This window comes from Fretibacterium sp. OH1220_COT-178 (genome assembly GCF_003860125.1).
Lineage (GTDB): Bacteria > Synergistota > Synergistia > Synergistales > Aminobacteriaceae > CAJPSE01.
On the sequence record NZ_RQYL01000008.1, the window covers coordinates 67656 to 92814 of the forward strand.

Below are 25159 nucleotides of genomic sequence, written 5' to 3' on the forward strand. Positions count from 1 at the left end.
TCATCCGTAGGCGTCATGAGGGCAGTTCCCGCAGGCCGCCGGACAGGAGGCATCGACCCCCGAGGGAGCGGGGACCTCCCAGATCCCGGGGTCGCCGCGGCGGACGACGGCCCGGAACGTCCCGTGCTCCGGACACTCCTTGTGCAAATAGAGGTCCGCCCCCTCCACACGGCGATCGGCGGGGACGCGCTTCAGACAGACGGGACACACGCTCCACGTCCCGGTCACGATTCCCCCCTCGGTTCGGCCGGATCCACACCGAACTCGCCCAGAAGTTCGATCGTCTTCAGGTAGGTTCCTCGCACCATCGCACCGCAGTGTTTGAGGCCGTGCCGATCCAGCAGGTCGGTGCAGCGGATGCTGGGGGCGCCCTCCGTCCCCAGTCCGTAGGTCTCGCGGAACCAGTCGGCCAGGCGCCGGTTGGAGAGCCGGAACCACTCCGCCTCCTCCTCGCCGTCGTGCCCCTTGCCCCCATAGAGCCCGAGGAGGCAGCACCCCCCCAGCAGGGCGCCGCAGGTCTCGTTACTGTGTCCCAGCCCGAAGGCCAGCCCCCCCGCGGCACGGACGAGCTCCGGGTTCTCCCGCGCCTGGAGGCGAAGGCCCAGAGAAACCAGGATCTGACTGCAGTGGTAGCGTCTGCCGTCCAAGGCCATCAGCTCCATCTGAAGCTCGTCCAGCTCGAACCCCTGGTCGTACATGGCGTCCCCTCCCTCCTTCCCTCCAAGGACCCCGTCATTTGTCCTCCAGCATCTGCTCGACCTCCAGCATCCGCCCCAGCGCCAGCTCCTCCGGGATCAGGGCCAGCCCACACGCCTCGCACCGGGGGAGCTCCACGGAAAACCGGCTTCCCAGATAGTCGATGTCGACCTTTCCCAGCGTCAACGGGCGTCCGCAGAGGTTGCAGGTCCAGCTGAGATAGCGTTCGAGCCCCTCGACGATCGGTTTTGCGCTCATGGCCCGTCCTCCCCGAAGTCGGAGCCCTGGACGACCATGCGATGCGTCCAGGCATTGTGGATCCGGGCGGCCTCGTCCTCCAGCGTATACTCGACCCAGGTCGTCACGTTGCGCGGCCTCAGGCAGGCCAGGGAACGACCTTCGGGACTCACCATCCTGCGCCCCGTCGCCTCGGCGTTCCGGACGACGCGCCGGAGGTCCTCGTCCAAAATACGCCGCTTGTCCAGCCTCTCCCGGATCCCCGGAGCGAACCGCAGCTCCATGGCAGCCCCCTCCTCTCCCTCGCTCTCCTCACCCCATACCGTCCTCAGGAGCTCCCCGCGCAGACGCTCCCGGTTCTCCCGCCGTTCCGAAAGGCGCGGCGGCGGCGAATCCGCGCCGCGCCCCTCGGGGAAGATCAGGTCCAGAACGTGCGCGACCCGTGCGCCGACGGACGCGAACCGGTCCCGGCACATCGCACACCCGACCAAAAGCGTCTCCTCTCCGGCGCGTTCGACGATCCGAGCGGCCGTCGCATCCGCAAGATCCGGGTTGGCGCAGGCCTGAAGCCCGCCGTACCCGCAGCACTCCCCCTCCTCGGGATAGGGCCGGACCTCCGCTCTCGCGGCCTCCGCGGTCCTGCACAGGAGCTCCCGTACCCGCGGCTCGCCGCGCAAGGTGCAGGGCGGGTACAGGACGAACGAACGATCCGCGCCAGCAGCCTGCGGCAATGCAACGCCCCTGGCCCGAAGCTCCTCCAGAACCTCCCAGACCGAGACCACCCGCATTCCGGGAACATGGCGCCGGAACGTCTGAAGGCACGCGGAGCACGCCAGCACCAGCTCGGGTTCGCCGGCCTCCCGCCAACGGTCCTCCATCGCGCGCCGCTTTTGGCCGAACGCCTCCATCCGCCCCGCCCAGAGCGCGGGCGCTCCGCAGCACCCCAGCCAGAGCCCCAAGCCCTCCTCCGAACGTTCCCTAAGGAACTCATAGAGCTTCGCCGTCCGCTCGGGGTCGGACGCCGCCAGCTGACAGCCGGGGAAGAAAACACGCCCGGCAGGGGGACCGTCGCGATCGGACCCCGGCAAAAACAGGGCGGCGTGAGGGCCGTCGGCGTGCTCCATGTCCAGAAGTGCGAACTCGTGCGCGGAGGGAGGCATCTTTCCCTGCCGGTTCATCTCGTCCCGCGCCTCGGCGCAGAGCGCCCCCATGTCGAACCCGTTGGGACAGACGGCGGCGCAGAGCCCGCACTGGGAACAGGAGTTGATCATCCGGTTGGCCGACCTCGTGCCCTGCACCACGGAGAGGTTGTTGTAGATCTCCCGCGCGTACCGTTTGGGATAGCTCCCGTAAGACTTCAGATACGTGCATACCTTGACGCAGTCCAGACAGCGGCAGTCCAGACAGCGTCTCGCCTCCTCCCGTACCTCCTCCGGAGCGGGGTCCTGCGCGGCCAGCTTCGTCGGGACGCTGGAGACCCCCTGGAGGTTTACGTGGAGCCGGGTCCTCCTCCGTTCCCGGTCGGCGGTGAGCGAGGCCCCCTGAAGGTCGCGCAGGATCGACTGTGCGGCGGTACGGCCCTGAGCCGCCCTGTCGACAAAGGACGACGGAGCACCGGCGGCGAAAACGTGAGGCAGAGCCGTCGCCAGAGTCGTCGGATCGATGGGGCCCAGGCGTTCCTCGAGCCCGGAGCCGAGCGCGGGATCGTCCAGGGCGACGCAGGCCGCATCGCACCCCTGAAGGAGTCCGTCCAGGATCTCCGACGCCGGGCGTCCGAGCGGGATCGCCCGGACGCGGGCCCGGAGCAACGCGTCCGTCTCGGCCGCCAGGTCCTCCGGACCGACGCGGGAGAGCAGGGAGGCCCCGATTGCGCCCGCATGATGCAGGGTCACGGCATGGCCCTTCCGAGCCAGGTCCCAAGCGGCGGTCAGGGCGCTCAGGCCGGACCCGACAACCCCAATTTTTTTGCCGCCGGGCGGGAGCAGGGGAGGGCGCGGCGCGGCGCCGTTCAGGACGCAAAAGCGCTCGAGCGCACGCATCTCGATCGGCCCGCCCAGGTCCTTACGCTTGCATGCCGCCTGACAGGGCTGCTCGCAGAGTCGGGTGAGGAGCCTCGGCAGGGGCAACGCGCGCAACAGCACCGCCAAAGCTCCGTCCGTATCCCCGGACCCGATCCGGCGGCAGACCTCACGGCCGTCCACATTCAGAGGACAGGCCGCCTGACAGAACGGCGGCTCCTCCTCCACACACCGGGCCTCGTACTCCCTCAGTCGGTTCTGTTCCATGAGATTTTCCCCATTTTGGGCAGGCCCACGGACCTTTCGGAAGGTCCCCGGAGGAGGCGCAAAGCCTCCCCCGGGCAGGTCGTCACCGCTTCATCGCCGCCAGGACCTTCTCCGGCCTGGCAGGCAGATGGGTGACACGGGCCCCACAGGCGTTGGCGATGGCGTTGATGATGGCCGGGTGCGGCGCGGTCAGGGGCAGTTCCCCGACCCCCGCGGCCCCGAACGGCCCCTCCGCCCGCGGCTCCTCGAAGTAGTTGAGCTCCATCGCGTCCGGGATATCCTTGATGTAGGGGAACCCCGCGCCGAGCATCGTCGCATGCTTCTCGATATCCTCGAAGTCCTCGCTGAGGGCCAGGCCGATGCCCTGAGCCAGCCCCCCCCAGTTCTGGCCGTCCACGACAAGCCTGTTGTTGATCCTGCCGCAGTCGCACATCAGGGTCATCTTGTCCACGGTCGTCTTGCCCGTCGCGACCTCGACGGTCACCTCGGCCATGAACGCGCCGTACATGTAGACCACGAAGGGTTTGCCCTGCCCGTTCTCGTCGCAGTTCGTCGCGTTCACGGCGGACCATTTCCCGTCGTAGCGCGTCGGCCTGCCCGCCGCCTTCAGCTCGTCGTAGGTCAGGAACCCGCCGCCGGGCTTCCGGATTGCGGCCAGAAGGTTCTCGCAGGCCACGCGAATGGCGTTGCCGGTCATGACCTGCGACCGGGAGCCGCCCGCGGGGCCGGAGTTCGGACACGTCGACGTGTCGGGCCATGTAAAGCGCAGACGGTCCGGGTGGACCTCCATCTCCTTCAGCGCCTCGTGGGCCGTGCCGATGGCTCCGACGTCCGCGCCCTGACCGTGATCCTCCCACGCGGTACACACGGTGATGGTCCCATCGGGGTTCATCTCGACGAAGGCCTCGGAGCCGTCCGGGCCGTCCAAACCGGATCCGTAGACGCCGACGGAGATACCGACCCCCTTCTTTCTCTCCGGGGTGGATTCCTTTCGGGCGCGCTCCAGGGCCTCCCGATACTTGGGCCTCAGGGCCTCCAGCATCTTGGGGAGGCTGTAGGAATCCGGCTCCTGGCCGGACGGGTTGGTGGAGCCGGGGCGGTAGGCGTTCTTCAGACGCAGCTCGAGCGGATCCATCCCGAGCTTCTCCGCCAGCTCGTCCATCAAGACCTCGGACGCCAGGAGGGATTGGGGCGATCCGTAGGCCCGGAACGCCGAACCCCAGGCGTGGTTGGTACAGACCGTGCGGCCGACCCCCCGAATGTTGGGGATGTGGTACCCCGCCCCCATGAACTGGGCCCCCCGCAGGGTCAGCAGGTCCCCGAACTCGGAGTAGGGCCCGTGGTCCACGATGTAGTCGGTCTCCATCGCGACGAGCGTCCCGTCCTTCTTCGCCCCCAGCTTCATGTGGGTGAAGAACGGCGAGCGTTTGCCGGTGTACTGCTGCTGCTGCCGATAGTCGTACTTCAGAAAGACGGGCCGGCCGGTGGCGAGGGCGGCCGCGCCGACCAAGGCCTCCATCGTCGGACTGAACTTGTAGCCGAACGTGCCGCCCATGGGGTTGGCGACCAGCGCGAGCTTCTCGGGCTCCACGCCCAGGCCCGGGGCGATCATCGCGGCGTGGAGGTGGACGCCGATGGACTTGGAATGGATTTTCAGCACGCCCTCGTTCGTCACGTAGGCGAAGCCCACGTCCGGCTCTATGGGCATGTGCGGCTGGCGCTGGAGGTAGAAATCATCCTCGACGCTCACCACGTCGGACTGCGCGAACAGGGGCCCGGTCTCCTCCCCCTTTCTGATGTGCTGCGTGAAGTAAACGTTGGGCGTTCCGGGATGGATCTCGATGGCGTCGTCGGCCATGGCCTCGGGCGCGCTCATGTAGGCCGGAAGCACTTCCAGGTCGACCTTCACCTTCTCGGCCGCCGCCTTGGCGTGACAGGCGGTGTCCGCGCAGACGATGGCGATGGCGTCCCCGTACTGAAAGACCTTCTGATCGCAGAGGATCGGGCGATCCCAGCCGTCGCCCTTGTTCGTCGGGAAGGTGATCAGGCCGGTGATGCGGTTCCTGCCCTTGACGTCCTTGTGGGTGACCACCTTGAAGACCCCCGGCATGGCCTCCGCCTCCGACGTGTCGATCCCCCTGATGTTCGCGTGGGAGACCCTGGCCTGAACGAGCGCCAGCTGAAGCGTCTCCGGGGGCATCCTGATCCCCAGGTCGGCGCCGTAATCGAGCGTGCCCGTCACCTTCGCAAGCGCAGTGGGACGAGGATAGCGGGTACCCCAGATGCTGCCTTTCTCGGGGGCCTTCCGAACCAGATCCTCCTGCTTCATCTCCCCCCTCAAAACCCTCGCGGCGTCCATCACCGCGTCGACCAGAGGGATGTAGCCCGTACAGCGGCAGGCGTTCCGGTTGATCTGGAACCAATCGCGCACCTCCTCGCGCGAAGGGCTGGCGTTCTTCTGGAGCAGCGCATAGGCGGAGACGATGAAGCCGGGTGAGCAGAAGCCGCACTGGGCGGCGCCGTGGTAAATCCACGCGGTCTGGAGCGGATGCAGGCGTTCGGGAGTCCCTATCCCCTCGATGGTCAGAATGCGGGCCCCATCGGGCACTCGGCTCATCTTGAGCACACAGGAGCGCACCAGTTTTCCGTCCAGGATGACGTTGCAGGCCCCGCAGTGCCCCAGGCCGCAGCCGACCTTGGTGCCGGTGAGATGAAGCTGTTCGCGAATCACGGTGGACAGCGGGGTCTCGCCGTCCAGGATGAGGTTGCGCTCGATGCCGTTCACGTAAAACCGTCTTTGCTGCATTTTCCGTCTACCCCCTCGATTGCCGAAAAATGGCGGTTCTGCGATTGCACGGACAGGAGGACCCCGATGGATCGGCGTGGGAAAAGCGCCAAGAGAGGCCCTCCACGTTTCGGAACGAACGTGTGACGCGCGCGGCCGGCCCGCAGCCCCCTGGAGGCACGAACCTTGAGGATGCCGTGTTCTCGAAGCGAATTTCATACCGACAAAATCATAGGAGCTAAAGCAAGTTTTCAAAAGGATAAAGCGTATTTCTTCATCGCCACGAATTCATTATAACCCATGATCGGCAAATTTAGTTGAAAATTTATTCTTGTCTTATCATGAGACGATTTCCAACAGGGATTACCGTCCGTACCGGAGAAGAGAAAACCCGGACGCTCCGCCGGACAGGCACAAGCGTCCCTTTTCCCTTGACAAACGTCCCTCCTTCCCCAATAATAACTAACTGGTTAGTTATTATTGGGGAAGGAGCTCTTCCAAATGCATCAACGCAATTCCGAGGACACGAAACGAAACATTCTGTCGGCCGCGGAAATCGAGTTCGCGGAGAAGGGGCTGAGCGGCGCCCGTGTGGACGAGATCGCAGCTCGGGCAAAGGTCAACAAGGCCCTGTTGTACCAATACTTCGGCAACAAGGAGGAGCTCTATAAGTCCGTACTCGAGATGGTCTATGGCCGTCTGACCGAACTCGAGGAACACATCATCCGCCGGAGCGAGGGCTGCATGGAGGAAATCCGTGCCTTCGTTAGGGCCTATTTCCATTTTCTGAGGGAGAACCCCTCCTACGTGAGGATGGTGATGTGGGAGAACCTGAACTACGGCAAGTTCTTCAGGGAAAAGGGATTGAGCGGAGTGAAGGACATCATGAGAAGCGGACTCCACCACATCCTGGAGCGGGGCAAGGAGAGGGGCGAGGTGGCCCCCGAAATCCGCTCCGAGGATATCCTGCAGACCCTGATCGCATGCAGCTTCAACTATTTCTCCAACCGGTACACCCTGGAACAGGTTTTCGACCGGGATGCCGTCTCGGAGGAGAACATGGAACGACGCATCGCATCCGTCTCCGACATGCTGATACGCTACCTCGGACACGGCTGCCCCCGCTGAGGGAGAATGACATCTGGAGGTGATGGTCCCGATGTGGACCGAGGAAAAACTGGAGGAACTGCTGGCGACACCAACCCCTGCCCTGGTCGATGACATGCGCCGGATCGACGGCGATATCCTGGTGCTGGGGGCCGGAGGCAAGATGGGCCCCAGCCTTTGCCGGTTGGCCCAACAAGCCGCCCAAAAGGCGGGCGTGTCGAAGAAAATCATCGCCGTCTCGCGGTTCGGAGACCCCGCGGCAAGCACTCCGCTGCAGGAGGCGGGAGTGCACACGCTGTCCTGCGACCTTCAAAACCGGGAGGAACTCGACGGACTGCCCGAGGTTCCGAACGTGATCTATATGGCCGGACGCAAATTCGGGACGGACGGCAACGAATGGCAGACCTGGGGCATGAACGCCACCCTGCCCGCCTTTGTGGGCGAAAAGTACCGCAACTCCCGTATCACGGTCTTCTCCTCCGGCAATATCTACGCCATGGTCCCGCCCCATACGGGCGGAGCCGTCGAGACGGACCGCGTGCGTCCCACGGGCGAGTACGCCATGAGCTGCCTGGCCCGCGAACGGGCGTTCGAATACGCCTCCCATCGCTACGGGACCAAGGTCTTCATCCTGCGTCTCAACTTCGCGATCGACCTGCGCTACGGCGTACTGGCCGACATCGCCGCACGCATCCTTCGGGACGAGCCGATCCCCCTCGACACCGCCTGCTTTAACTGCGTATGGCAGGGATACGCCAACGAGGTCGCGATAAGGGGACTCCTCCATGCCGACTCCCCGTCCCGGGTCATGAACGTCACGGGACCGGAGACCCTGTCCGTGGAGAAAACGGCCCTCAAGCTGGGCGAGCTGCTGGACAAAAAGCCCTCCTTCTCGGGACGGCCCCAGGATGACGCGTACCTGAGCGATGCGTCCCAGGCCCTCGAGCGGTTCGGCTACCCCTCCGTCCCCGCGGAGACGCTAGTCAAATGGCAGGCCGAATGGATCCGTTCCGGCGGAAGAAACCTGAACAAGCCAACGCACTTCGAGGAGCGGGGGGGCGTCTATTGATGGAACGCCACGGAAAGGCCCTGGATCTTCTGGCTCGGGGCACCGTCATCCCCGCAACGCCGCTGGCTCTGAACGAGCGTCGGGAACTTGACGAGCAAACGCAGAGGGTCCTGATGCGCTATTACCTCGCTAGCGGGGTGGGCGGCATCGCCACCGCCGTGCACAGCACGCAGTTCGCCATCCGGGACCCGCACGTCGGCCTGTTCGAAAGGATTCTGGAGCTGGTCGCGGACGAAATCTCCCGCTACGAGAGCGGACAAGGGCGCACGATCGTCCGGATCGCCGGTGCATGCGGCCCGACGGATCAGGCCGAGAGGGAGGCCCGCCTGGCCGCAAAGCACGGATACGACGCCGTGCTGCTCAGCCCCGGCGGCCTTTCGCACCTCACGGAGGAGGAGCTGCTGAGACGCACCGAGGCGGTGGCCGAGGTACTGCCCGTCATCGGATTCTATCTGCAGCCGGCCGTGGGGGGACGGACCTTCAGCTACGCCTATTGGGAGCGGCTCTGCGCCATCGAGAACGTCGTGGCCATCAAGGCAGCTTCCTTCGACCGCTACCGAACCCTCGACGTGGTCCGGGCGGCGGCCCTGTCCGCCAGATCCGATAAGATCGCGCTCTACACCGGAAACGACGACAACATCGTCCTCGACCTCCTGACGACCTGGCGATTCCGCCAAAACGGCAAAACCTACGAAAAACGTTTCGTCGGGGGGCTTCTGGGCCATTGGTGCGTCTGGACGCACCGGGTGGTCGACCTGTTCGAGGCCATCCGAGCGATCCGGGAGGGCGACGCACTGCCGATCGAGTGGCTCACGCGGGCCCAGGAGGTGACGGACGCCAATGCAGCCTTTTTCGACGCAGCCAACGGATTCAGGGGGTGCATCCCCGGCCTGCACGAGGTTCTGAGAAGGCAGGGAATCTTCAAAAACACCCTCTGCCTGGATCCCGACGAGAGGCTTTCGCCCGGCCAGAAGGAGGAGATCGACAGGGTCTACGCGATGTACCCCCACCTGAACGACGACGACTTCGTCCGGGACAACCTGAGCCGATGGGCAACGGCCCCCGACGGGGACAAAAAAATATAGGAGGTTCTGAAGATGAACAGCACCAACGGAACGGCACCCGCAAAGACAAAGAGCGCGTTCAGAAATCTGGTCGAATCCTACGGCCCCGGCCTCATCGTGGCGGCGACGGTGTTCGGCGCCGGAAGCATCATCGTGGCGTCCCGGGCCGCCACCACCGCCGGCTACACCTTTTTGTGGGCCATCCTTCTCGCGGCCTGTTTCATGGTGCTCTTCACCCGAATGGCCGCAAAAATCGGGTGCAGCTCCGGAAAAAGCATGCTCGATCAGATCGCCTCTCTCTACGGACGGCCGCTCGCCCTCCTCTTCGGGATCGCCTGCTTCGCCACCTGCACCGGCTTTCAGGCGGGCAACAACATCAACACGGGCCTCGCGCTGAACGCGCTCTTTCCGTTCCTCGGCACCAACGCCTGGATCCTGATCAGCTTCGGCGGAATCATGTTCCTCTACTGGAGCTCCCGCAATTTTTACCAGCTTCTGGAAAAGGCCATGATGCTGCTGGTCTTGATCATGCTGCTCTGCTTCTTCGGCAACGTCTTTTTCTTCCTGCCCCAGATACGCGGTTCGGAGCTGCTGCGCTCCCTTCTGCCCAGCAGGGTGGCACACTGGCAGCTCGTCGTATCCCTCTCCGCGACGACCTTCAGCATCGTCGGGGCGGCCAGCCAAAGCTACTTCGTGCAATCGAAGGGCTGGAAGAGGGATTATCTGGCCAAGGCCAACCGGGACGCGAGCGTGGGCATCGCAATCCTCACCGCCATCACCTGCATCATCCTCATCACGGCCGCCAGCGTCCTTCCCCTGGGCGCTCAGATCACCAACGTCCCCAGCATCGCCGCGCTCCTGAAACCCCTCCTGGGCAACTTCGCCAGCATCCTCTTCATCCTGGGCTTCTTTGCCGCGGCCTTCTCCTCCGCCCTCGCCAACGCCGTCATCGGCGCCACCTTCCTGGCGGACTCAATGGGGCTGGGCAAGGGCATCGACGACTTCTGGGTCAAATTTCTGGCCAGCCTGATCACGGCTCTGGGGATGGCCGTGGGCCTGATCTTCGGCTCCAACCCCATACAGCTCACGATCATGGCTCAGGGGTCGACCGTCATCGGCGCCCCCCTCGTCGCCGGGGTCATCCTCCTGCTCTCCAACCACCCCAAGGTCGTCGGAACGGACAAAAACCGTAGGGCCGTGAACCTCGTCGCCTCCCTGGCCGTTGTCTGGCTCCTTTTCCTCTCCGTCAATCAGCTTCTCCTGTGGGCGGGCATCAGGCTGTAGGGCCATCCGCCGCAGCACGCTCAAGGGAGCGTCCGGGCCGGACGGGCCACAAGCCCCCTCTGCGATCCCCCGCTCCGGGGGATCGCACGCCTGAAGGTGCCGCCGCCGGCCATTCATTTCTTACCTGTCGAGCATGATAAAATACTCTCATACTTTAAACTTTTAAGGGAGAGGGTACGATGAGACAAGTCGCTTTGTGGCTCGGGATTTTGACGGTCTTCTTCTCCGCCGGGAGGGGCTTCGCCCTCTCCGAGGAGGAACGGGACGAGAGGATAAACGACTTCACTGCGGAGATCCTGGAGTCCTTCGGGACGGACCGGGAGAGCGTCGTCAAGGCTTTGGGGACCCCCATGAAGGACACGGTGGAAAAACACGAAAACCGCCATGAAGAGGGGGTCGAGGACACCATCGAGACCCTGGAGTACGAGGGGCTGTCCCTCACTCTCGGTACGATGAGCTCGGAGAAAAGACGCTGGGCGCTCGCTTTGTTCTGCTCCTCGGACCGTTACGCCCTGCGCAACGTCCGCGTCGGCGACCCCGTCGACAAGGTGCTGAAAGCCCTGGGCGATCCGGCGGAGCGGACGGCCGAAAAGGTCGCCTACGGTACGGATTACACCAGCCTTACCCTAACGGTCGACGCAGAGGGGACCATCAAGGAGATCGAGGCCCTTCTCTGGTTGGATTGACATGACGCCGGCCGAACGCGTCAGGGCGCTGTGGTCGGACATGGCCCAACGGAAATGGGACGCCCTGCCGTTCCATTTTCTCCCGGATGCCCAGATCTCTTGGCCCAACACGGGCGAGCGCTTCACGGCCGAGGAGTTTGGCGCTCTGAACGCCGCCTATCCCGGACGCTGGGACATCACCGTCGAACGCTTGGAAACCATGCCGTCGCTGGCAATATCGGTCGTCCGGGTCCGATCGGAGGATCGAAGGACCTCGTTCCACGCCGTATCCTTCTTCGAGCTCGAGGGAGACAAGATTCGAAGGCTGACGGAATATTGGGGCGAGGACGGCCCCCCGCCGCAATGGAGGCGGACCCACCTGCCCTGAGAACAGAAAAGAGCGAGCCCTCTGCCGGGTTCGCTCTTTCGCCTTCTCGTTTCATTCAAAGGCGCCGCTAACGTCCGGTCACCGTAATACGGCCGTCCCTCTGCAGCGCCGCCCTGCCCCGACAGGCGACCTTGAAATATTCGATGAAGGCCTCGGTGTCCAGACAGTCCACATCGACGCGTGGAGCATCCCGCAGCACGGTGTACTTGCCCCCGCCCCCGCCCCCCGCCATCCAGGAGGACACGGCAACGGTGTAGGTCTCGTCGTCCCGCACCTCCCTCCACTCTCCGTCCCTCAAAACGGACAGGGATTTCAGGCGGCTGCCCAGGGTCTCGACGAACCCGTCCTTCATCAAAGTGGGAGGAGCCGTAAGATCGTAAACGACCTGAAGCCCGGAGACCTGCAGAAAGGATCCCGAATGGAGCCTTACGTCCGGATTGAAATCCTTCTCGTGCGCACCGACGAGGGCCGAGGCCGATACCTCGAGCGCCCATCTCAGATCCCTGCCCGTCAGGGTAAGGGAGCAAAGCCGATCTCCATAAGGCAGCAGCTCCGCCAGAACCTGTTCCTTGACGTCGCCCGCCGGATAGATCCTGTCGCTGCGGATCCCTCCGCCGTTCAATAGGGCGACATCCGCGCTCACCTTCCAGCGAATGCCGTCCGCGATGAAATTTCCGATCGGGGCCTCGCCGTTCCTGAGCGTCTTCTTTCTGGCGTCTATGATGCGTTCGGCCCTGCCGATGACCCTGCCGAGGGATTGGGCCAATTTTTGCTCGTACTTCGTGGCCGTCTCCAGCACCTTGTGGTGTGGCGACGTCCGGTCGCCCACGGGCAGCAGCTTCCAATTCGTCCGTTTTTCATCGAGCTTGCCGCCGCTGAGGACGACCTGCAGCCGCCCCACGAACTGAGCGCGTTCCCCGCTCCACGTCACGGCGGTCTGCCCTCCGTCCGGCCCCGTGACGTAAAAGAGGTCGCGCTGGCCCTTTTCGGGAATGCCACAGCCCGAAATGACGTGCACGCCCGCCACCGACTCGGCAAGGGCAATGTTCTCGCTCTCGTAAAGGCCGCTGAGCAGGACGATCAACTCCGCCCCCTCCTTGCGGAGCTCTTCGACCATCGCACGGGCGATCGTGTTCAGATCGGGATCGAAGGACACCCCCTCCGGCTTCGCGGTCGTCCTCATCACCCTGGGAGAGAGCAGCCCAAAGAAACCGACCCGTACGGACCCGGCGTCGAGAATCAAGGTCTTCCTCAATCTCGACAGGAGTACGGGGTCCTGAGTGACGATGTTCGAGATGACTATGGGAAGATCGTTATAGGAGAGCGCCGTCTTCAGATAACCCACGCCGTAGTCGAATTCGTGCTTTCCCAGGGTATTGACGGCAACCCCCGCCTCCAGGAGCGCCCGCATCTCGGGTTCGCCGCGAAAATAGCGCCACAGCTTCCCCGCCAGGACCTCCCCCGTCGTGAAAAAAATGGAGTTGTCGTACTTCTCCCTGTCCCTCTGAACCACCCCGGCAGCCTGAGACAGGCCTCCGAGAAACCGCCTCACCCTCTGCTCGCCCACCTCGATGGGCAGAAGCTGGCTCTGCAGGTGATTGATCGAATAAAGCGCCACGGTACGATCCTTGGCGTCCGCCGAGTTCAGCCATAAGACGGAGAACAACAGCGACATGCCGAAAAGACGCATCCATTTTTCCACTCGGACTTCCTCCCGTCTCTTTTAACCCTTATTCAGAGCCAGGGACCGTTTCAAGAAAAAATATAATGAATACTCACGACGCCACGGCAATTATAGCAAAATAAAAAGACAACGCGCAAAGACACGGGCCGAGTTCGTCGCCGGACGACTCTCGGGACAAGGAAAAGGACAGCACCGGGCCGGCCCTCTCGATTCGGCCTCCATTGGATTATCGGTTCTTCCGTCTTTTTATTGAGGGGCTTGCCCGATCGGGCCCGGACGGCACGCGGGCGACGCCGAATCCGAGCGGCAGGTGGGGCGGCATGAGCCGCCCCATCTGCGTTTATGCCTGTTTATGCCGATCGATCCGGGGCCGGAGTGGGTTCCTACCCCGGAATCACGTCCGCAAACCCCAGCAGCATGGCGATGGGGATGGTGATGACGATGCTGAGCACGACGCGCTCGAACCAGATCACCAGGATATCGCGCAGCGAGAGCGGGATGTCGGTCCCCATGATGCAGGGGATGCTGGCGGAGAAGAACAGGATCTCCGATATGCTGACCACCGCGATGACGAACTTCAGAAGCGGGGTCCCGGTCTTGGCCGCGAGGATCGCGGGAAGGAACATCTCCGGCAGGCTCACCGCCGCAGCCTTCCCGGCGAGCATCGCCTGGGAGACGCCGAACAGCCTGAAGAACGGGTAGAAGACGTAGCCGGCCCAGTCGAACAGGGGCGTGTACTCCGCCAGAACCAGCCCCAGCAATCCGACGGACATGATGGAGGGGATGACGCTGAAGGCCATGTTCAGCCCGGCACGGAAGTTGTCCCAAACCAGTTTGGGCAGCGGATCCACCGAGGCCGCCGTCTCGATCCCCGCCTGCCAGGCCTGGGAGAACAGGCTCCCGCCTCGTTCGGGATCCCGGACGCGCTCCCCTGTGAAGTAGGCGTCCGGCATGGAGGAGAGCGGCCAGAGGCGGGCGGTGATCGCGGTCACGGCGAAGGTGACCCCCATGGCCACCCAGAAGTAGACGGCCCAATAATCCATCATCCCCAACGTCTTGGCGACGATCAGCAGGAACGTCGCGGACACGGTGGAGAACCCCGTGGCGATGACGGCCGCCTCCCGCGCGGAGTACTTGCCCTGACGATAGACGCCGTTCGTTATGAGCAGCGCTATGGAGTAGCTGCCCACGAACGAGGCCACCGCATCGATGGCGGAGCGCCCGGGGGTTTTGAAGAGGGGGCGCATCACCGGGGTCATGAGCACCCCCGTGAACTCCATCAGCCCGAAACAGGCCAGGAACGCCAGGAAGACCGAGCCGATGGGGATCACCAGCCCCACGGGGGTCGCCAGCTTGTCGTAGAGGAAGGGGCCGAAATCGGGGCGGGCCAGCCATGCCGGAGCCACGCCGAAGTAGAGTGCGGTCCCCGCCGCGGCGCCGAAGACCTTGGCGATCGTGAAGAACTGCGTGATCCCGTCCTTGTCCCAGTTCCTGCGGACGAAGGGCAGCACCGCCCCGACGTACATCACCAGAAGAATGTAGAGCTTCGCCCCCGACGAGAGCTCCCGGGTGATGTAGCTGATGATGTGATCCACCGGGATGGTGGTCTTGCCCCAGAGGGACAGGGGGCAAAAGAACATGAAGAGGCCGAACAGACTGTAGCAGACAAATTTGAACAAACCCGTTCCTGAACGATCTTCCGCCATATCGATTTCTCCCCTTCGATTCGATTTGAGTTCCATGCGTCCGTTGCACGGCCCCCGCTTCGGCAACATGGTTTTCCGGGCGTTCACGACCCTCCGGCGACGAGGAACACGCTCGACTCGTCGACCTCCTCCAACCGGAAGGCGCACCCGGCGGCCTCCCCAAGCGCTCTCAAGTCGGCCGCGGAAAAGGTCGTGGCCAGGAACCCGTCCGCGCACACAATGATACCATCTCCCGTCCGCTCCTCGTCGATCTCCCCAAGCAGCCCCTTCTCCGCCTGTTCCCGGAACCACGCCAGACGGTGCGCCCAGAACTTCGGGCTGTAGCTGCTGAAAACAGCCCTGCCCCCGGGCCGCAGAACGGACAGAGCCCGCCGCACCAGGTTCATAGGATCCCCCTTCATGGCGGACAGACCGTTCTGCAGGCACAACACCAGGTCGAACTCGGGGGCGAAACCGATTTGGTGCGCATCCATCACCCGCAGCTCGGCGTTGGGAACGTCCTTCAGATACTCCTTCCCGAAGGCCGCGGAATCCTCCGAGAGCTCCACGCCCAAGATTGACGCCGAGAAGGGCGCAAGCTCTCTCATGATGCGTCCGTACCCGGCCCCCAATTCCAGCACTCTCTCGCGCCCGCTCAGGAAGCCGCGCGCGAAGGCGATTTCCGCCTCCAAATACTGACGGACCCTCGACAGCCGCGTCCGATAGACCTCCTCCAGCCTGGCCGCATTCAGCTTCCGCGCGTAATAGTCGCCGGTTCCTTCCGCTACGATGCCCGACAACGTCGCCACCCCGCTCTCCTCAAGATTTTGGATTTTCGGATGAAACTCCACCATTCCTCTTTTATCACCTCCCCGTTAAACATGCGTTATCCCGATCTGACGGAGGTTCCCGGCATCGTTAAATCCGGCGCCCCAATCGGGGGAAGCTCCCACTGCTTAACATTTTTTTAACGCCCAAAAAGGTATACTGAATGGAATGGCGCACCCGCCAAAGGGATGCCGCACATTTCGCGAAGGGGGGAGGAGAACTCGTGAAGAAACGGGCGCGACGGAGCGCGCAAGCGCCATGGAAGCATGGCACGGGACACGGCCGACGGGCTCTCCCGACCCCATGACGGTATGTCTGCATTTCTTCGGCGAACCCCAGGCCGAGCGGGACGGAAAGCGCATCGCCATCCCGCTCAAAAAGGCGGAGGCGCTGTTGTTCTACGCGGCCTTGGAGGGTCGTGTGCCGCGGGACAGGGCGAAACTCCTCTTCTGGGGGGACAAGGACGAGGCCTTGGCCGCGAACAGCCTCAGAAACAGCCTGCACGTCCTGCGCAGGGCCCTGCCGGACAACTGCGAGGTGGACCGAAGATCCCTTCTCGTGAAGGGGATCGTCAAGGACCTCGACCGCATCCCGAAGCTGGAGGACCCATCGGTCCCCATCGGCCCGACCTTCCTCGACGAGCCCCTACAGGGCTTCGACGCTCTGGGGGGCCCCGAGTTCGACGCCTGGCTCGGCCTGACGCGGAACATACTGAGGGGGCGGGTTGCGGAAAGCCTCAGGACTCGGGCCGCCGCCTGCTACGAACGGGGGCGCTTCGACGGGCGGACGGAGGCCCTGTCCGCGCTGCTCACGCTGGACCCCTTCGACGAGGACTCCGTTTTGGAGCTCATGGAATCCTGGCACGAACGGGGGTACACCGCAAAGGCCGTCTCGCTCTACGAGAATTTTCGGACGCGGATGCAGTCCGAGATCGGAATCGGTCCCAGCAGCCGAGCGGAGGCCTTCCTCCGCAGGATCGCCGGGGGTACCGCAGCCTCCCAGCCCATCGGGGAGCGTTTCTGCTGCAGGGAGGCGGAGGTGGAGCGGATCGTGAGCTTCCTCTCCGACGGGAGGCGGGAGCTGAAACTCGTCCTCGTCCACGGCGAGGCGGGGATCGGCAAGACATCCCTCGTGAACCGCGCTCTCGCCCTGAACGCGGCGAGAGGGACGGACATCCTCGCCGCGCGCCCCGAACTTCTGGGACCGCCCGCCCCCTACTCCGCCTGGAACGGCCTGATCGCACACATGGGAAAGAGGCTGGAGGAGCGCGGCATTCCCGTCGCCCCCTCGGATCGTTCCGCGCTGTCGGGGACCTTTTACGGTTTCTCGCGCAGGGACGTGAGCCCCGGCACCGGGGGACCGCCCTCTCCCACCCCCTTCGGGCTGGGGCGGATCGTATCCCGGCTGCTCGACTCCCTGGCCTCCAACACACGCCTGATCCTTGTGCTGGAGGACCTCCATGAGTTCGACCTCCAGTCCCTGCTGTTGCTGGAGGCCGTCCTGACAAAGATGGAATCGGCCCTCACGGTGCTCCTCACGACCCGTCCGGAGGGTGCCGCAGCCATCGGCGAAATGCTGGACAGGCTCAAGCCCTCCCTCCCCCACCGCTCCCTCCGAATCCCGCTCGGCCCTCTGGACCCGGCGGAGACGCTGAAGTTCTGCCGCAGCTTTCTGCCGGACGACCTCGTCTCCCTCAAGGGAGCGGAGTATTTCGTGAGGGGGAGCGAAGGGATTCCGCTCCTCCTGGCCGAGATGCTGCGCTCCCTGTCCGAGGACCCCGACGGCGATCCCTCCGCCGGGCTCGCCAAGACCATCATGGCGCGGATGAAGGACCTCTCCCCGACTCAACGCCGACTTCTGGAAGCACTCTCCGCATTCCGAGGGTCCGGTTCCCTGGAGGACGTCGCACTGTTTCTGAACCTCTCCCCCGGCGAGCTCGTCGAGCCGATGGAGGGCTTGCTCCGCAAGAAGCTCATCCATGAGACGGCCGACGGCGACCGCCTGCTGGCGGACTTCTGCCACGCCAACGTTCGGGACTGCGTTTACGAGTCCCTCCCAGGCTTCAAGCGGCGCGAGTTCCACCGGCGCATCGCGGAGATCCTGAGCGCGCGGTACTCCCCGCGGGTCTGGAACCCGACGCTCAGCGCGGCGCTCCGACACCACTACCGTATGGCCGGGCTCCGGACCGATGAACTGAAGCTCCACCTCAGCGAGATGAGCTTCCACATCGCCCTGAACCACACCCTTTTCCCGCTGATCGAGGATCGGGTGCTGCATTCGTGTTCGATTCCCTTCGGAGGTCGGGAGGAGACGGAGTTCAAGATCGCGCAGGTCCGGGAGCTGCTGGGCGAGACCGAGGGAACCGAGTCCGTCGAGAGGACGCGCATGGAGGCCTCGTTCCTGGAGCTCTGGGGCGGCTACCGCATCAACTGGGGCGATTACCGACCGGGGCGCGCCCTGATCGAGCGCGCCCTGGCGCTCTCCCGGCAGCACGGATTCGACGAGATCCGCCTGCACTGCCTGGAGCACATGGGACACCGCTTCCTGCAGACGGACGAGAGCGCAAGGCTGAAGGACACGGGGCGCGCGATCGTGCACCTGGCCAAGAGGCTCGGCAAGGAACACCACATGGGGCTGGGCCTTCGCTTCCTTGGGGTCCACCGCATGATCGAGAGGGATTTCGAGGGGGCGGAGAGGATCCTGGCTCACTCCGCCGCGCTCTTCGAGGACCTGAGCCTGCTCGGGCGGAACTACACGCTCAACCTTCTGGCGCCGCGCTGCTACATCGGCGAGACGCGCCAGTGGCGCGGCGACCCGGACGGGGCCATGGAGCACTTCTGTGCCTGCATCGAGCGCTGCTCCGATGCAGGGTTCTTCTGGGGGCTCAGCCACTTCCACGCACATGCCGCGGATGCGGCCCTGGACATGGGCTGCTGGAATCTCGCGCGGGACCACATCGAGGAGGGGGTGACGCTCTTCGAGAGCTGCCGCGGAGGGCACTGCGGCTCCCTGCTCTACAGCCTCAAGGCGATCCTCGACGCTCGGGACAACAGGCCCGACGACGTCCGCACCTCCCTCGAGAAGGGGGACCGGCTCTCCGCCATCGGCAAGCGGAGCTGGTGCGCGGCGCAGCTCATGGCGAAGGCCTGGGCGGCCTCCATGGCCGAACGGGGCGAGCTGGACGGGGAGCGGCTCGGCCCCCTCCCCGGGACGCCGCAAAGCTACGCCGGGGAGTCCGCCGCGCTCTACTCGGCGATCGGGGCCGAACGTCGGGCCCGGTTCGTCCGAAGGACGTTCGGGGTGGAGTGACGCCCCTCCCCGTCCCTTGACGCGAATGGACATGAAGGAACGCCTCGGGGCGGGCTGTCCCGAGGCGTTCCTTCATTCGTCGAGCGGATGCGGTTTCCGGCATGAAAAAACGGCGCCGATCCTTACGCGATCCCTTATTCTTTTCCGATATCGTCAGGAGTGAGCCTGATCGACTCGAGTCCCTGCTTCCTTCTGTGACGATCGGCCACACCGAAGACGACGACCCCGAGGGCGAAGAAAAGCGCCAGGGAGATGTAGCCGCCCACATCGAGCTCCATGCAGGCCCCGACGACCAGCCAGATGGAGATGCCCATGCCCGCCAGGAACATGGGAACCCCGCCCGGGGCCCTGAAGGGGCGCTTCCATTCGGGATGGAGCTTTCTGAGGCGTACGACGTCCAGGCAGGAGATGAAGTAGACGATCCCCGCCGCGATGCTGGATATCGCATAGATGTACTGCACCCAGTTGTCGCCGCTGAAAAAGCAGAAGAACAGGGAGAACAGGTAGACCACGATATTCGCCAGGAAGGGCTGCCCGTAACGATTGACCTTCATGAAACTCCTGGGAAGCTGGTTCAGTTGGGCGGCGCCGTAGAGGACCCGCGCGCTGGAGGTCCAGAACCCCATCATCGTGGTGAAGGCGTGCATGAGTCCGGACACGATGGCGAGGATACCCAGGATCGCGGGCAGGCCGTATCGCACCACCAGCTCGGGTTCGGGCATGCTCATCGCTCCAATGTCCTGCCACGACGCCATGCCGCCCATGGCCAGCACCACGAAGCTGTAGAGCAGCGCGGGGATGAAGAGCGAGGCCAGGATGACCTTCCAGATTTTGGAGGCCGGGAAATTCGTCTCCTCGATCAGGGTTGGCGTCATCTCGAAGCCGATGAACTTCAGCGAGAACACGGCCATGGCGATGAAGATCCCGTAGCCGCCCTTGGGGAAGAAGCCCTGGTTCAGGCGAATATGATCCGCGCTCCAGTGTCCGCTAAGGAAAAAGGAGGACGAGACCAGGAGGGAGATGACGATCATCGAAAAGAAGAAGAAATTGGACAGGCTGCCCGTCAGGCTGATGTTGAAGTTGGAGAGGACGAACCACACGGTGACGGAGAGTATGGCCACCATCATCATCTGATTGCCGTCCAGCGGATAGAAGTAGTTGATGGCCGTGCCGAAGATGAAGGCCATCATCGGGGGCTCCACCACCTGGATCAGGAACATCATCCACTGGGTCGCAAACCCCGTTTTATTTCCGTAGGCATTGCTGGTCCAGGCATTCACTCCCGCAGCGAAGGGGAGCATCGCCGACAGCTCTCCGAACGCGAGCCCCACGGGCACCAGGAGCAGGGCGAGGATGGGGAACAGAAAGGCCGCCCCCGCCCCCGTGGTCCGGAACCAGTAGGGCGCCTCGGCAAGCCAGCCTCCGATGACGGCCCCCGACGATATGGCGATCATTTGAATGAAGGTCAGATTCCTTTTTAGCTTGTTGTCGTTCATGATCTTTCCCTCCTACAAGGCTGCGATCAGTTCATCGGTGTTGACCACGTGGCAGTAGATGTTGTTCAGGACCGAGAGTTCATGCTCCTGAATCTCACGGGTCGAGGCCCCGCAGGCATCCTCGACGAGCCAGACCTTGAAGCTCTCGTCGGCCAGGCTGCGTACGGTCCCGGACACGCACTGGTCCGTCAGCACACCGGTCACGACCACCGTATCGATGCCGCAATTGTGCAGCATCAGGCGCAGGGACGTCCCCGTAAGCGCGCTGTCCGTGGTCTTCATGACCACCAACTCGTTCTCCTGAGGGCGCAGGGGCGCCACGATCTCCCCCGCGGGATTTCCCTTGAGAAGCAGCAGCTCGTTGTATCCCGTGGCCTTCTGGTCCAGGGACCGGTCCCTCCCGTTCGCGAGCTGACCGGTGATGCGCGCATGGGCGACAAGCATCCCCCTCTCCCGAAAGGCGGCGAGGAGCCGCGCGTTGTTGGGGATCACCTCGTTGTCGATCCGATCGTAAAAGTACTCCCATCGGGCATAATACGCTTTTTCCCTCTCGCTCATGCCGCTCGTATCGGGACGGGTGAGGAAGTGGTACTGCATATCCACGATGAGCAGTGCCGTCCTGCCCCTGTCGACGACAATCTCTCCGTAATCCTCGTCCAGTTCGTAGTAGAATGAGCAATAGCGATCATTGACCTTCATACTCCAACCGACCTCCGTTTCCCTATATAATGGAACGATGGACCGTTCCGGAAGGAAATCCTTCCCTACAGTCAAAATTTTATGGATGTGAGGCCGGAGAACAAGCGCCAATCGGGGCCCCGTGTCTTCGGATCGAGGCAACCTCCCCGTCTTTCGACAAAAAGAGGCCGGAAAACGGGAACGCCGAGGGCAGGACGCGCCATTGTATGCCGTATGCTTCCAGAGCCCCCGCCGCGGGCTTATGGCGGCCCCGCCTGTTCGTCATGCAGCCGGGGAGCTTCCGCCCGCATTCGATATGCCGCAAAAAAGACAAGGAGACGCAGAGGGATGTACAAAATCCTGGTCGCCGATGACGAGGTCATCGAAAGGAACTATCTCACTCAGTTCATCGACGGAACCGACGATTACGGCGTCGTGGCGAGCGCGGGGGACGGACAATCCGCGGTGGAACTGGCCCTGCTGCACCGGCCGGACCTGGCCATCCTGGACATACGCATGCCCCTCCTCGACGGACTTCAAGCCGCCGAAAGGATCAAGCACCGGCTGCCCCGCACCGTAGTCGTCCTCAATTCCGCGTACGCCGAGTTCGAGTTCGCTCAAAAGGCCATCCGCTATGGGGTGGACGCCTATCTGGTCAAGCCCTCGTCGGACGACGAGATTCTCTCCGTCCTGACGGCCTGTCTTCCTCCCGCGAAAACCCGGGGACCGGACGAATCCCGCTCGCCCTCGCTGATGGAATCCTTCCCCGGCAAAGCTCTTGAGGATTTTCGCAGGAGCATGCAGGTGAAGGACCTCCTCCTTTTCGAGCGGTCCCTCGAGGCCATCTCGGATTTTCTGACGAAGAGCCAGCCGCTCGAGACCTACCGAATCCACGTCGTCAACATCGTCTTCACCATGGAAAGGATCTGCTTCGAGGATCCTCTTTTCCGCGACGTCCCGGGGAACGCAACGCAGGACCTGCTGGTCCGGAGCATCGCCTCCGCCTCGGACATCCTGAAAATCCAAAACCTCGCGCGCTCCTACATAGCGGAGCTGCAGTCCTCGGCCTCCATCCTCCTTCAGGACTCCGTGCCTCCGACACAGCGTATCGCCGCCTACCTGGACGAGCACTTTCGGGAAAAGATCACGCCGGGCAGCCTGGGAAAGATCGTATTCCTGAGCGCCGACCACATCCAACGCATTTTCCGCAGGGAGACCGGGCAGTCCATCGCGCAGTACCTGCGGACAAAAAGGCTGGCCGAGGCAAAACGTCTCCTCTCCCAAAGCAACATGACCATACAGGACATCGCCGAGTCCTGCGGGTTCGGCAGTCTCTCCTCCTTCTACAAGGCCTTCAGGAAAGCGCTACTCTGCACCCCCGTGCAGTACCGCGGCCAGAACCCCAGATGAGCGATATCCGCGATCTTCTGTCCAAGGAGCTCCAGGAGGAGCTGCAGGAGTCCTTCGCCTTCGCCACGGGATTCGGGGTCGTCTTCGTGGACCGCGAAGGACGCCACCTCGGAGAGGGCAGCAATTTCACGCGTTTTTGCCGTGCCGTCAACGCCCTGCCTGAGGGAGAGGGCTGCTGTCAGTGCTCCAACCGCAAAGCCCTGCGCATCGCCCTCGAAGAGGACAGGCCCAGCATCTACATCTGCCATGCCGGTCTGGTGAACATCGAAATCCCGTTGCTTCTGGACGGAGAGTTCGTCGGTGCGATCACGGCGGGCCAGGTCCTGTGCAGCGACACCGGATGCTTTCCCGTGGACGAGACGGCATCGAAGATGCGGTGGGCGCAGGACGAGCGCTACTCCCGATATTACAAGGAGATCCCGGTCTTCAGCCGAAAGCAGATCGAGGAAACCGCCCGGGCCCTCCAGAACCTCACCCGCTACATCCTGAACCTGAAGGCCTATGCCAAGATGCAGGAGGAGATCAGCCAGGTCACACAGGCCCTTATGAAGTACCAAAAGGAGCAGATGGACCTGAAGAACCAGCTCTCCCTGGCCCGCCTGGAGGCCCTGCAGAAACAGATCATGCCCCATTTCACCTTCAACGTCCTGAACTCGATATCGCGCCTGTTGAGCATGGGAGAATCGGAACGAGCCGGGAGGATGCTGAACTCCTTTTCCTCCATGCTCCGCTACACCCTGACCCAGGCAAACGCTCAGGTGACGCTGAAGCAGGAGATGGACTACATCGGCGACTATCTCCGCATTCAAAAATATCGATTCGGCGACCGGATCAGTTACAGCATTTGCTGCGAGGAGGCGATGGAGACGTTCATCCTGCCTTTCTTCACCCTGCAGCCCCTGGTGGAAAACGCGATCGAGCACGGCCTCCTGAATTCCACCCGAACCCAGGGAGGACACCTCCTGATCTCCTGCAGGAGACGACCCCGATCCTGCGAGATCGAGATCGTCGACGACGGGGCGGGCATAGGAGCTAAGGAGCTCGAAACACTGAGGAAAAAGCTCTCATCCTCCAGGGAAAGGGGACGGCCGGACGAAGGCATCGGCATGAAAAATTGCTTGGAAAGGCTGAAGCTGTTCTTCGGAAAGCGATGCAAGATGGAGATCGGGAGCCAGAAGGGTAAGGGGACGACGGTCACCCTTTCCTTCAGGGATCCGGACATACGGGAGGAAACCGCGGGAGGCAAAACCCGCTCCCGAAGACGTTCTCCAGACACTCGGAAGGACTGAATCCCGCCCCGTGGACAGCAATCCCCCAGGGATGCCGCTCGCGGTTTTTTCCGCACTGCACGGCGGGCCGCCGTCCTCGAAAATGGATGCGCCCCTTTTCGTGTCGACTGGACGATCTCGCCGCGCCCCTCTCCCGGAGGAGCGCAGGGCGTTTTTCAGCTTTTGACGACGCTCGGCAGGGAGATGCCGTCCCGCATCTGCATCGCTTCCTTTCAATCAAGACATCAGCCGCAGGCCCTTTCAGCCGTGCTCCGTTCCGCCAAGGGCTCCATTATATTCGTTTATGTTCGTTATCCGTCCTCCCGCAGCCGCCCGCACCCCGACATTCCGTACGTTCAGCCCGACCCGGATGTTACAATCTCGAAATGGAAGAGAGGGACCACGGGTCTCCGGGATCGTCATTCGCGGCGTTCCTCGCCTTGTGAAGTCGTTCTTCTCCCTTTCGCCCCTTTGGTTGATACGCATTCAGGAGGTGGGCCGATGCAGAGCAGAATTTTGATTACGGGTTTCGAGCCCTTCGGGGGCGAGACCGTCAACCCCGCACTCGAAGTGCTGAGATTTTTTGAGGGCAAGCTCCTGGAGGGATACCGCGTCGTTACTCGGGCGCTGCCCACCATACGATTCCGTTCGATCGAGAAGCTCCGGGCGGCCATCGCAGACGAGGATCCGGCCCTGATCGTAGCGTTGGGCCAGGCGGGCGGGCGATGCGAGATCATGCCCGAGCGTGTCGCCATCAACATCGACGACTTTCGAATCCCCGACAACGACGGCAACCGACCGACCGACGAGCCGGTGGTCGCAGGGGCTCCCGCGGCCTATTGGTCCACACTGCCGATCAAGAGCATGGTGCGGGCGATGCGGGACAGGGGGATCCCGGCCTCGGTATCGAACACCGCGGGAACCTTCGTCTGCAACCACATTTTCTACGGTCTGATGCACCTTTTGTCCGAGGAGGGCAACGTGCGTCGGGGAGGCTTCATCCACATCCCGTACATGACGGAACAGGCCGCACGCCTGGGAGGGAAACCCAGCATGTCGATCGAGACCATCACCCAGGGGCTCGAGACGGCGATCCGAACCGCAGCCGTCGTGCACGAGGACCTCCGCGAGGAAGGGGGCCAGCTGCACTGAAGATGCGGCCGTGAAGGGCTGCCGACATCGCCTGGAGGGGCGCCCCTCTGTTTTCATCCCGGCCGCTGC

Annotated in this window: 20 protein-coding genes; 10 read left to right on the forward strand and 10 right to left on the reverse strand. The window is 63.4% G+C overall.

The window, feature by feature from the left end:
- The 5 genes from EII26_RS13260 to EII26_RS05080 form a co-directional block, all read right to left on the reverse strand.
- Positions 1-228 (reverse strand): hypothetical protein, encoded by a 228-nt coding sequence (locus tag EII26_RS13260; RefSeq protein ID WP_199735073.1) that lies wholly within the window; start codon positions 226-228, stop codon positions 1-3.
- On the reverse strand, positions 225-698 hold the full coding sequence (locus tag EII26_RS05065; RefSeq protein ID WP_199735074.1) for a DVU_1555 family C-GCAxxG-C-C protein: 474 nt from the start codon (positions 696-698) through the stop codon (positions 225-227). The genes EII26_RS13260 and EII26_RS05065 overlap by 4 nt, the downstream gene beginning before the upstream one ends.
- 34 nt (positions 699-732) lie before the next feature.
- Entirely contained in the window at positions 733-954 is a 222-nt protein-coding gene (locus EII26_RS05070) for a DVU_1557 family redox protein (protein WP_124888061.1), read from the reverse strand.
- Positions 951-3218, reverse strand: coding sequence for a pyridine nucleotide-disulfide oxidoreductase/dicluster-binding protein (locus tag EII26_RS05075; protein WP_124888062.1), 2268 nt, complete (start codon positions 3216-3218; stop codon positions 951-953). Before EII26_RS05075 ends, EII26_RS05070 begins: the two co-directional genes overlap by 4 nt.
- 82 nt (positions 3219-3300) lie before the next feature.
- Positions 3301-6024, reverse strand: a complete 2724-nt coding sequence (locus EII26_RS05080; RefSeq protein WP_124888063.1) for a molybdopterin-dependent aldehyde oxidoreductase — start codon at positions 6022-6024, stop codon at positions 3301-3303.
- Positions 6025-6504: 480 nt separating this feature from the next.
- Here EII26_RS05080 and EII26_RS05085 point away from each other — a divergent pair, with 480 nt between their 5' ends.
- The 6 genes from EII26_RS05085 (at position 6505) to EII26_RS05110 (ending at position 11580) form a co-directional block, all read left to right on the forward strand.
- On the forward strand, positions 6505-7131 hold the full coding sequence (locus tag EII26_RS05085) for a TetR/AcrR family transcriptional regulator (protein ID WP_124888064.1): 627 nt from the start codon (positions 6505-6507) through the stop codon (positions 7129-7131).
- Between the two features lie 31 nt (positions 7132-7162).
- Positions 7163-8179: an NAD-dependent epimerase/dehydratase family protein gene (locus tag EII26_RS05090; protein WP_124888065.1), complete on the forward strand. Its 1017-nt coding sequence runs from the start codon at positions 7163-7165 to the stop codon at positions 8177-8179.
- Positions 8179-9264 carry a dihydrodipicolinate synthase family protein gene (locus EII26_RS05095; protein ID WP_124888066.1) on the forward strand — a complete coding sequence of 362 codons (1086 nt, stop codon included), beginning with the start codon at positions 8179-8181 and terminating at the stop codon, positions 9262-9264. Before EII26_RS05090 ends, EII26_RS05095 begins: the two co-directional genes overlap by 1 nt.
- A gap of 12 nt (positions 9265-9276) precedes the next feature.
- Positions 9277-10527 (forward strand): Nramp family divalent metal transporter, encoded by a 1251-nt coding sequence (locus tag EII26_RS05100; protein ID WP_124888067.1) that lies wholly within the window; start codon positions 9277-9279, stop codon positions 10525-10527.
- 179 nt (positions 10528-10706) lie between these two features.
- Positions 10707-11213: a hypothetical protein gene (locus tag EII26_RS05105; RefSeq protein WP_124888068.1), complete on the forward strand. Its 507-nt coding sequence runs from the start codon at positions 10707-10709 to the stop codon at positions 11211-11213.
- 1 nt (position 11214) lies between these two features.
- Positions 11215-11580: a nuclear transport factor 2 family protein gene (locus EII26_RS05110; RefSeq protein WP_124888069.1), complete on the forward strand. Its 366-nt coding sequence runs from the start codon at positions 11215-11217 to the stop codon at positions 11578-11580.
- Positions 11581-11647: 67 nt separating this feature from the next.
- Here EII26_RS05110 and EII26_RS05115 read toward each other — a convergent pair whose 3' ends face one another.
- The 3 genes from EII26_RS05115 to EII26_RS05125 all read right to left on the reverse strand — a co-directional run bounded on the left by EII26_RS05115 (position 11648) and on the right by EII26_RS05125 (position 15803).
- Complete coding sequence (locus EII26_RS05115; RefSeq protein ID WP_124888070.1) at positions 11648-13282, reverse strand: bifunctional metallophosphatase/5'-nucleotidase; 1635 nt, start codon at positions 13280-13282, stop codon at positions 11648-11650.
- Positions 13283-13647: 365 nt separating this feature from the next.
- Complete coding sequence (locus EII26_RS05120) at positions 13648-14943, reverse strand: YjiH family protein (RefSeq protein ID WP_233572614.1); 1296 nt, start codon at positions 14941-14943, stop codon at positions 13648-13650.
- Positions 14944-15053: 110 nt separating this feature from the next.
- Positions 15054-15803 (reverse strand): class I SAM-dependent methyltransferase, encoded by a 750-nt coding sequence (locus EII26_RS05125; protein ID WP_124888072.1) that lies wholly within the window; start codon positions 15801-15803, stop codon positions 15054-15056.
- A 232-nt stretch (positions 15804-16035) separates the two neighbouring features.
- Between EII26_RS05125 and EII26_RS05130 the strand changes: the two genes are divergently transcribed.
- The gene (locus EII26_RS05130; RefSeq protein WP_158612170.1) at positions 16036-19086 is read left to right on the forward strand and encodes an ATP-binding protein; all 3051 of its coding nucleotides are present in this window, start codon (positions 16036-16038) and stop codon (positions 19084-19086) included.
- A 134-nt stretch (positions 19087-19220) separates the two neighbouring features.
- Here EII26_RS05130 and EII26_RS05135 read toward each other — a convergent pair whose 3' ends face one another.
- Together EII26_RS05135 and EII26_RS05140 are read right to left on the reverse strand one after the other, a co-directional pair.
- Positions 19221-20582 carry an APC family permease gene (locus tag EII26_RS05135; protein WP_124888074.1) on the reverse strand — a complete coding sequence of 454 codons (1362 nt, stop codon included), beginning with the start codon at positions 20580-20582 and terminating at the stop codon, positions 19221-19223.
- Positions 20583-20594: 12 nt separating this feature from the next.
- Positions 20595-21281 (reverse strand): cysteine hydrolase family protein, encoded by a 687-nt coding sequence (locus tag EII26_RS05140; RefSeq protein ID WP_124888075.1) that lies wholly within the window; start codon positions 21279-21281, stop codon positions 20595-20597.
- A gap of 327 nt (positions 21282-21608) precedes the next feature.
- On the opposite strand from EII26_RS05140, the gene EII26_RS05145 reads away from it, so the two are divergent.
- From EII26_RS05145 to pcp, 3 genes are all read left to right on the forward strand, one after another.
- The gene (locus EII26_RS05145) at positions 21609-22670 is read left to right on the forward strand and encodes a response regulator transcription factor (protein WP_158612171.1); all 1062 of its coding nucleotides are present in this window, start codon (positions 21609-21611) and stop codon (positions 22668-22670) included.
- Positions 22667-23959: a sensor histidine kinase gene (locus EII26_RS05150; RefSeq protein WP_124888077.1), complete on the forward strand. Its 1293-nt coding sequence runs from the start codon at positions 22667-22669 to the stop codon at positions 23957-23959. Before EII26_RS05145 ends, EII26_RS05150 begins: the two co-directional genes overlap by 4 nt.
- Positions 23960-24439: 480 nt before the next feature.
- The gene (pcp, locus tag EII26_RS05155) at positions 24440-25090 is read left to right on the forward strand and encodes a pyroglutamyl-peptidase I (protein ID WP_124888078.1); all 651 of its coding nucleotides are present in this window, start codon (positions 24440-24442) and stop codon (positions 25088-25090) included.
- The last annotated feature ends 69 nt before the right edge of the window (positions 25091-25159 follow it).

Excerpts from the sequence above, each read along its gene's own strand:
- EII26_RS05065 (WP_199735074.1), bottom strand. The coding sequence starts at position 698 with ATGTACGACCAGGGGTTCGAGCTGGACGAGCTTCAGATGGAGCTGATG.
- EII26_RS05070 (WP_124888061.1), bottom strand. The coding sequence starts at position 954 with ATGAGCGCAAAACCGATCGTCGAGGGGCTCGAACGCTATCTCAGCTGG.
- EII26_RS05075 (WP_124888062.1), bottom strand. The coding sequence starts at position 3,218 with ATGGAACAGAACCGACTGAGGGAGTACGAGGCCCGGTGTGTGGAGGAG.
- EII26_RS05080 (WP_124888063.1), bottom strand. The coding sequence starts at position 6,024 with ATGCAGCAAAGACGGTTTTACGTGAACGGCATCGAGCGCAACCTCATC.
- EII26_RS05085 (WP_124888064.1), top strand. The coding sequence starts at position 6,505 with ATGCATCAACGCAATTCCGAGGACACGAAACGAAACATTCTGTCGGCC.
- EII26_RS05090 (WP_124888065.1), top strand. The coding sequence starts at position 7,163 with ATGTGGACCGAGGAAAAACTGGAGGAACTGCTGGCGACACCAACCCCT.
- EII26_RS05095 (WP_124888066.1), top strand. The coding sequence starts at position 8,179 with ATGGAACGCCACGGAAAGGCCCTGGATCTTCTGGCTCGGGGCACCGTC.
- EII26_RS05100 (WP_124888067.1), top strand. The coding sequence starts at position 9,277 with ATGAACAGCACCAACGGAACGGCACCCGCAAAGACAAAGAGCGCGTTC.
- EII26_RS05105 (WP_124888068.1), top strand. The coding sequence starts at position 10,707 with ATGAGACAAGTCGCTTTGTGGCTCGGGATTTTGACGGTCTTCTTCTCC.
- EII26_RS05110 (WP_124888069.1), top strand. The coding sequence starts at position 11,215 with ATGACGCCGGCCGAACGCGTCAGGGCGCTGTGGTCGGACATGGCCCAA.
- EII26_RS05125 (WP_124888072.1), bottom strand. The coding sequence starts at position 15,803 with ATGGTGGAGTTTCATCCGAAAATCCAAAATCTTGAGGAGAGCGGGGTG.
- EII26_RS05130 (WP_158612170.1), top strand. The coding sequence starts at position 16,036 with ATGGAAGCATGGCACGGGACACGGCCGACGGGCTCTCCCGACCCCATG.
- EII26_RS05135 (WP_124888074.1), bottom strand. The coding sequence starts at position 20,582 with ATGAACGACAACAAGCTAAAAAGGAATCTGACCTTCATTCAAATGATC.
- EII26_RS05140 (WP_124888075.1), bottom strand. The coding sequence starts at position 21,281 with ATGAAGGTCAATGATCGCTATTGCTCATTCTACTACGAACTGGACGAG.
- EII26_RS05145 (WP_158612171.1), top strand. The coding sequence starts at position 21,609 with ATGTACAAAATCCTGGTCGCCGATGACGAGGTCATCGAAAGGAACTAT.
- EII26_RS05150 (WP_124888077.1), top strand. The coding sequence starts at position 22,667 with ATGAGCGATATCCGCGATCTTCTGTCCAAGGAGCTCCAGGAGGAGCTG.
- pcp (WP_124888078.1), top strand. The coding sequence starts at position 24,440 with ATGCAGAGCAGAATTTTGATTACGGGTTTCGAGCCCTTCGGGGGCGAG.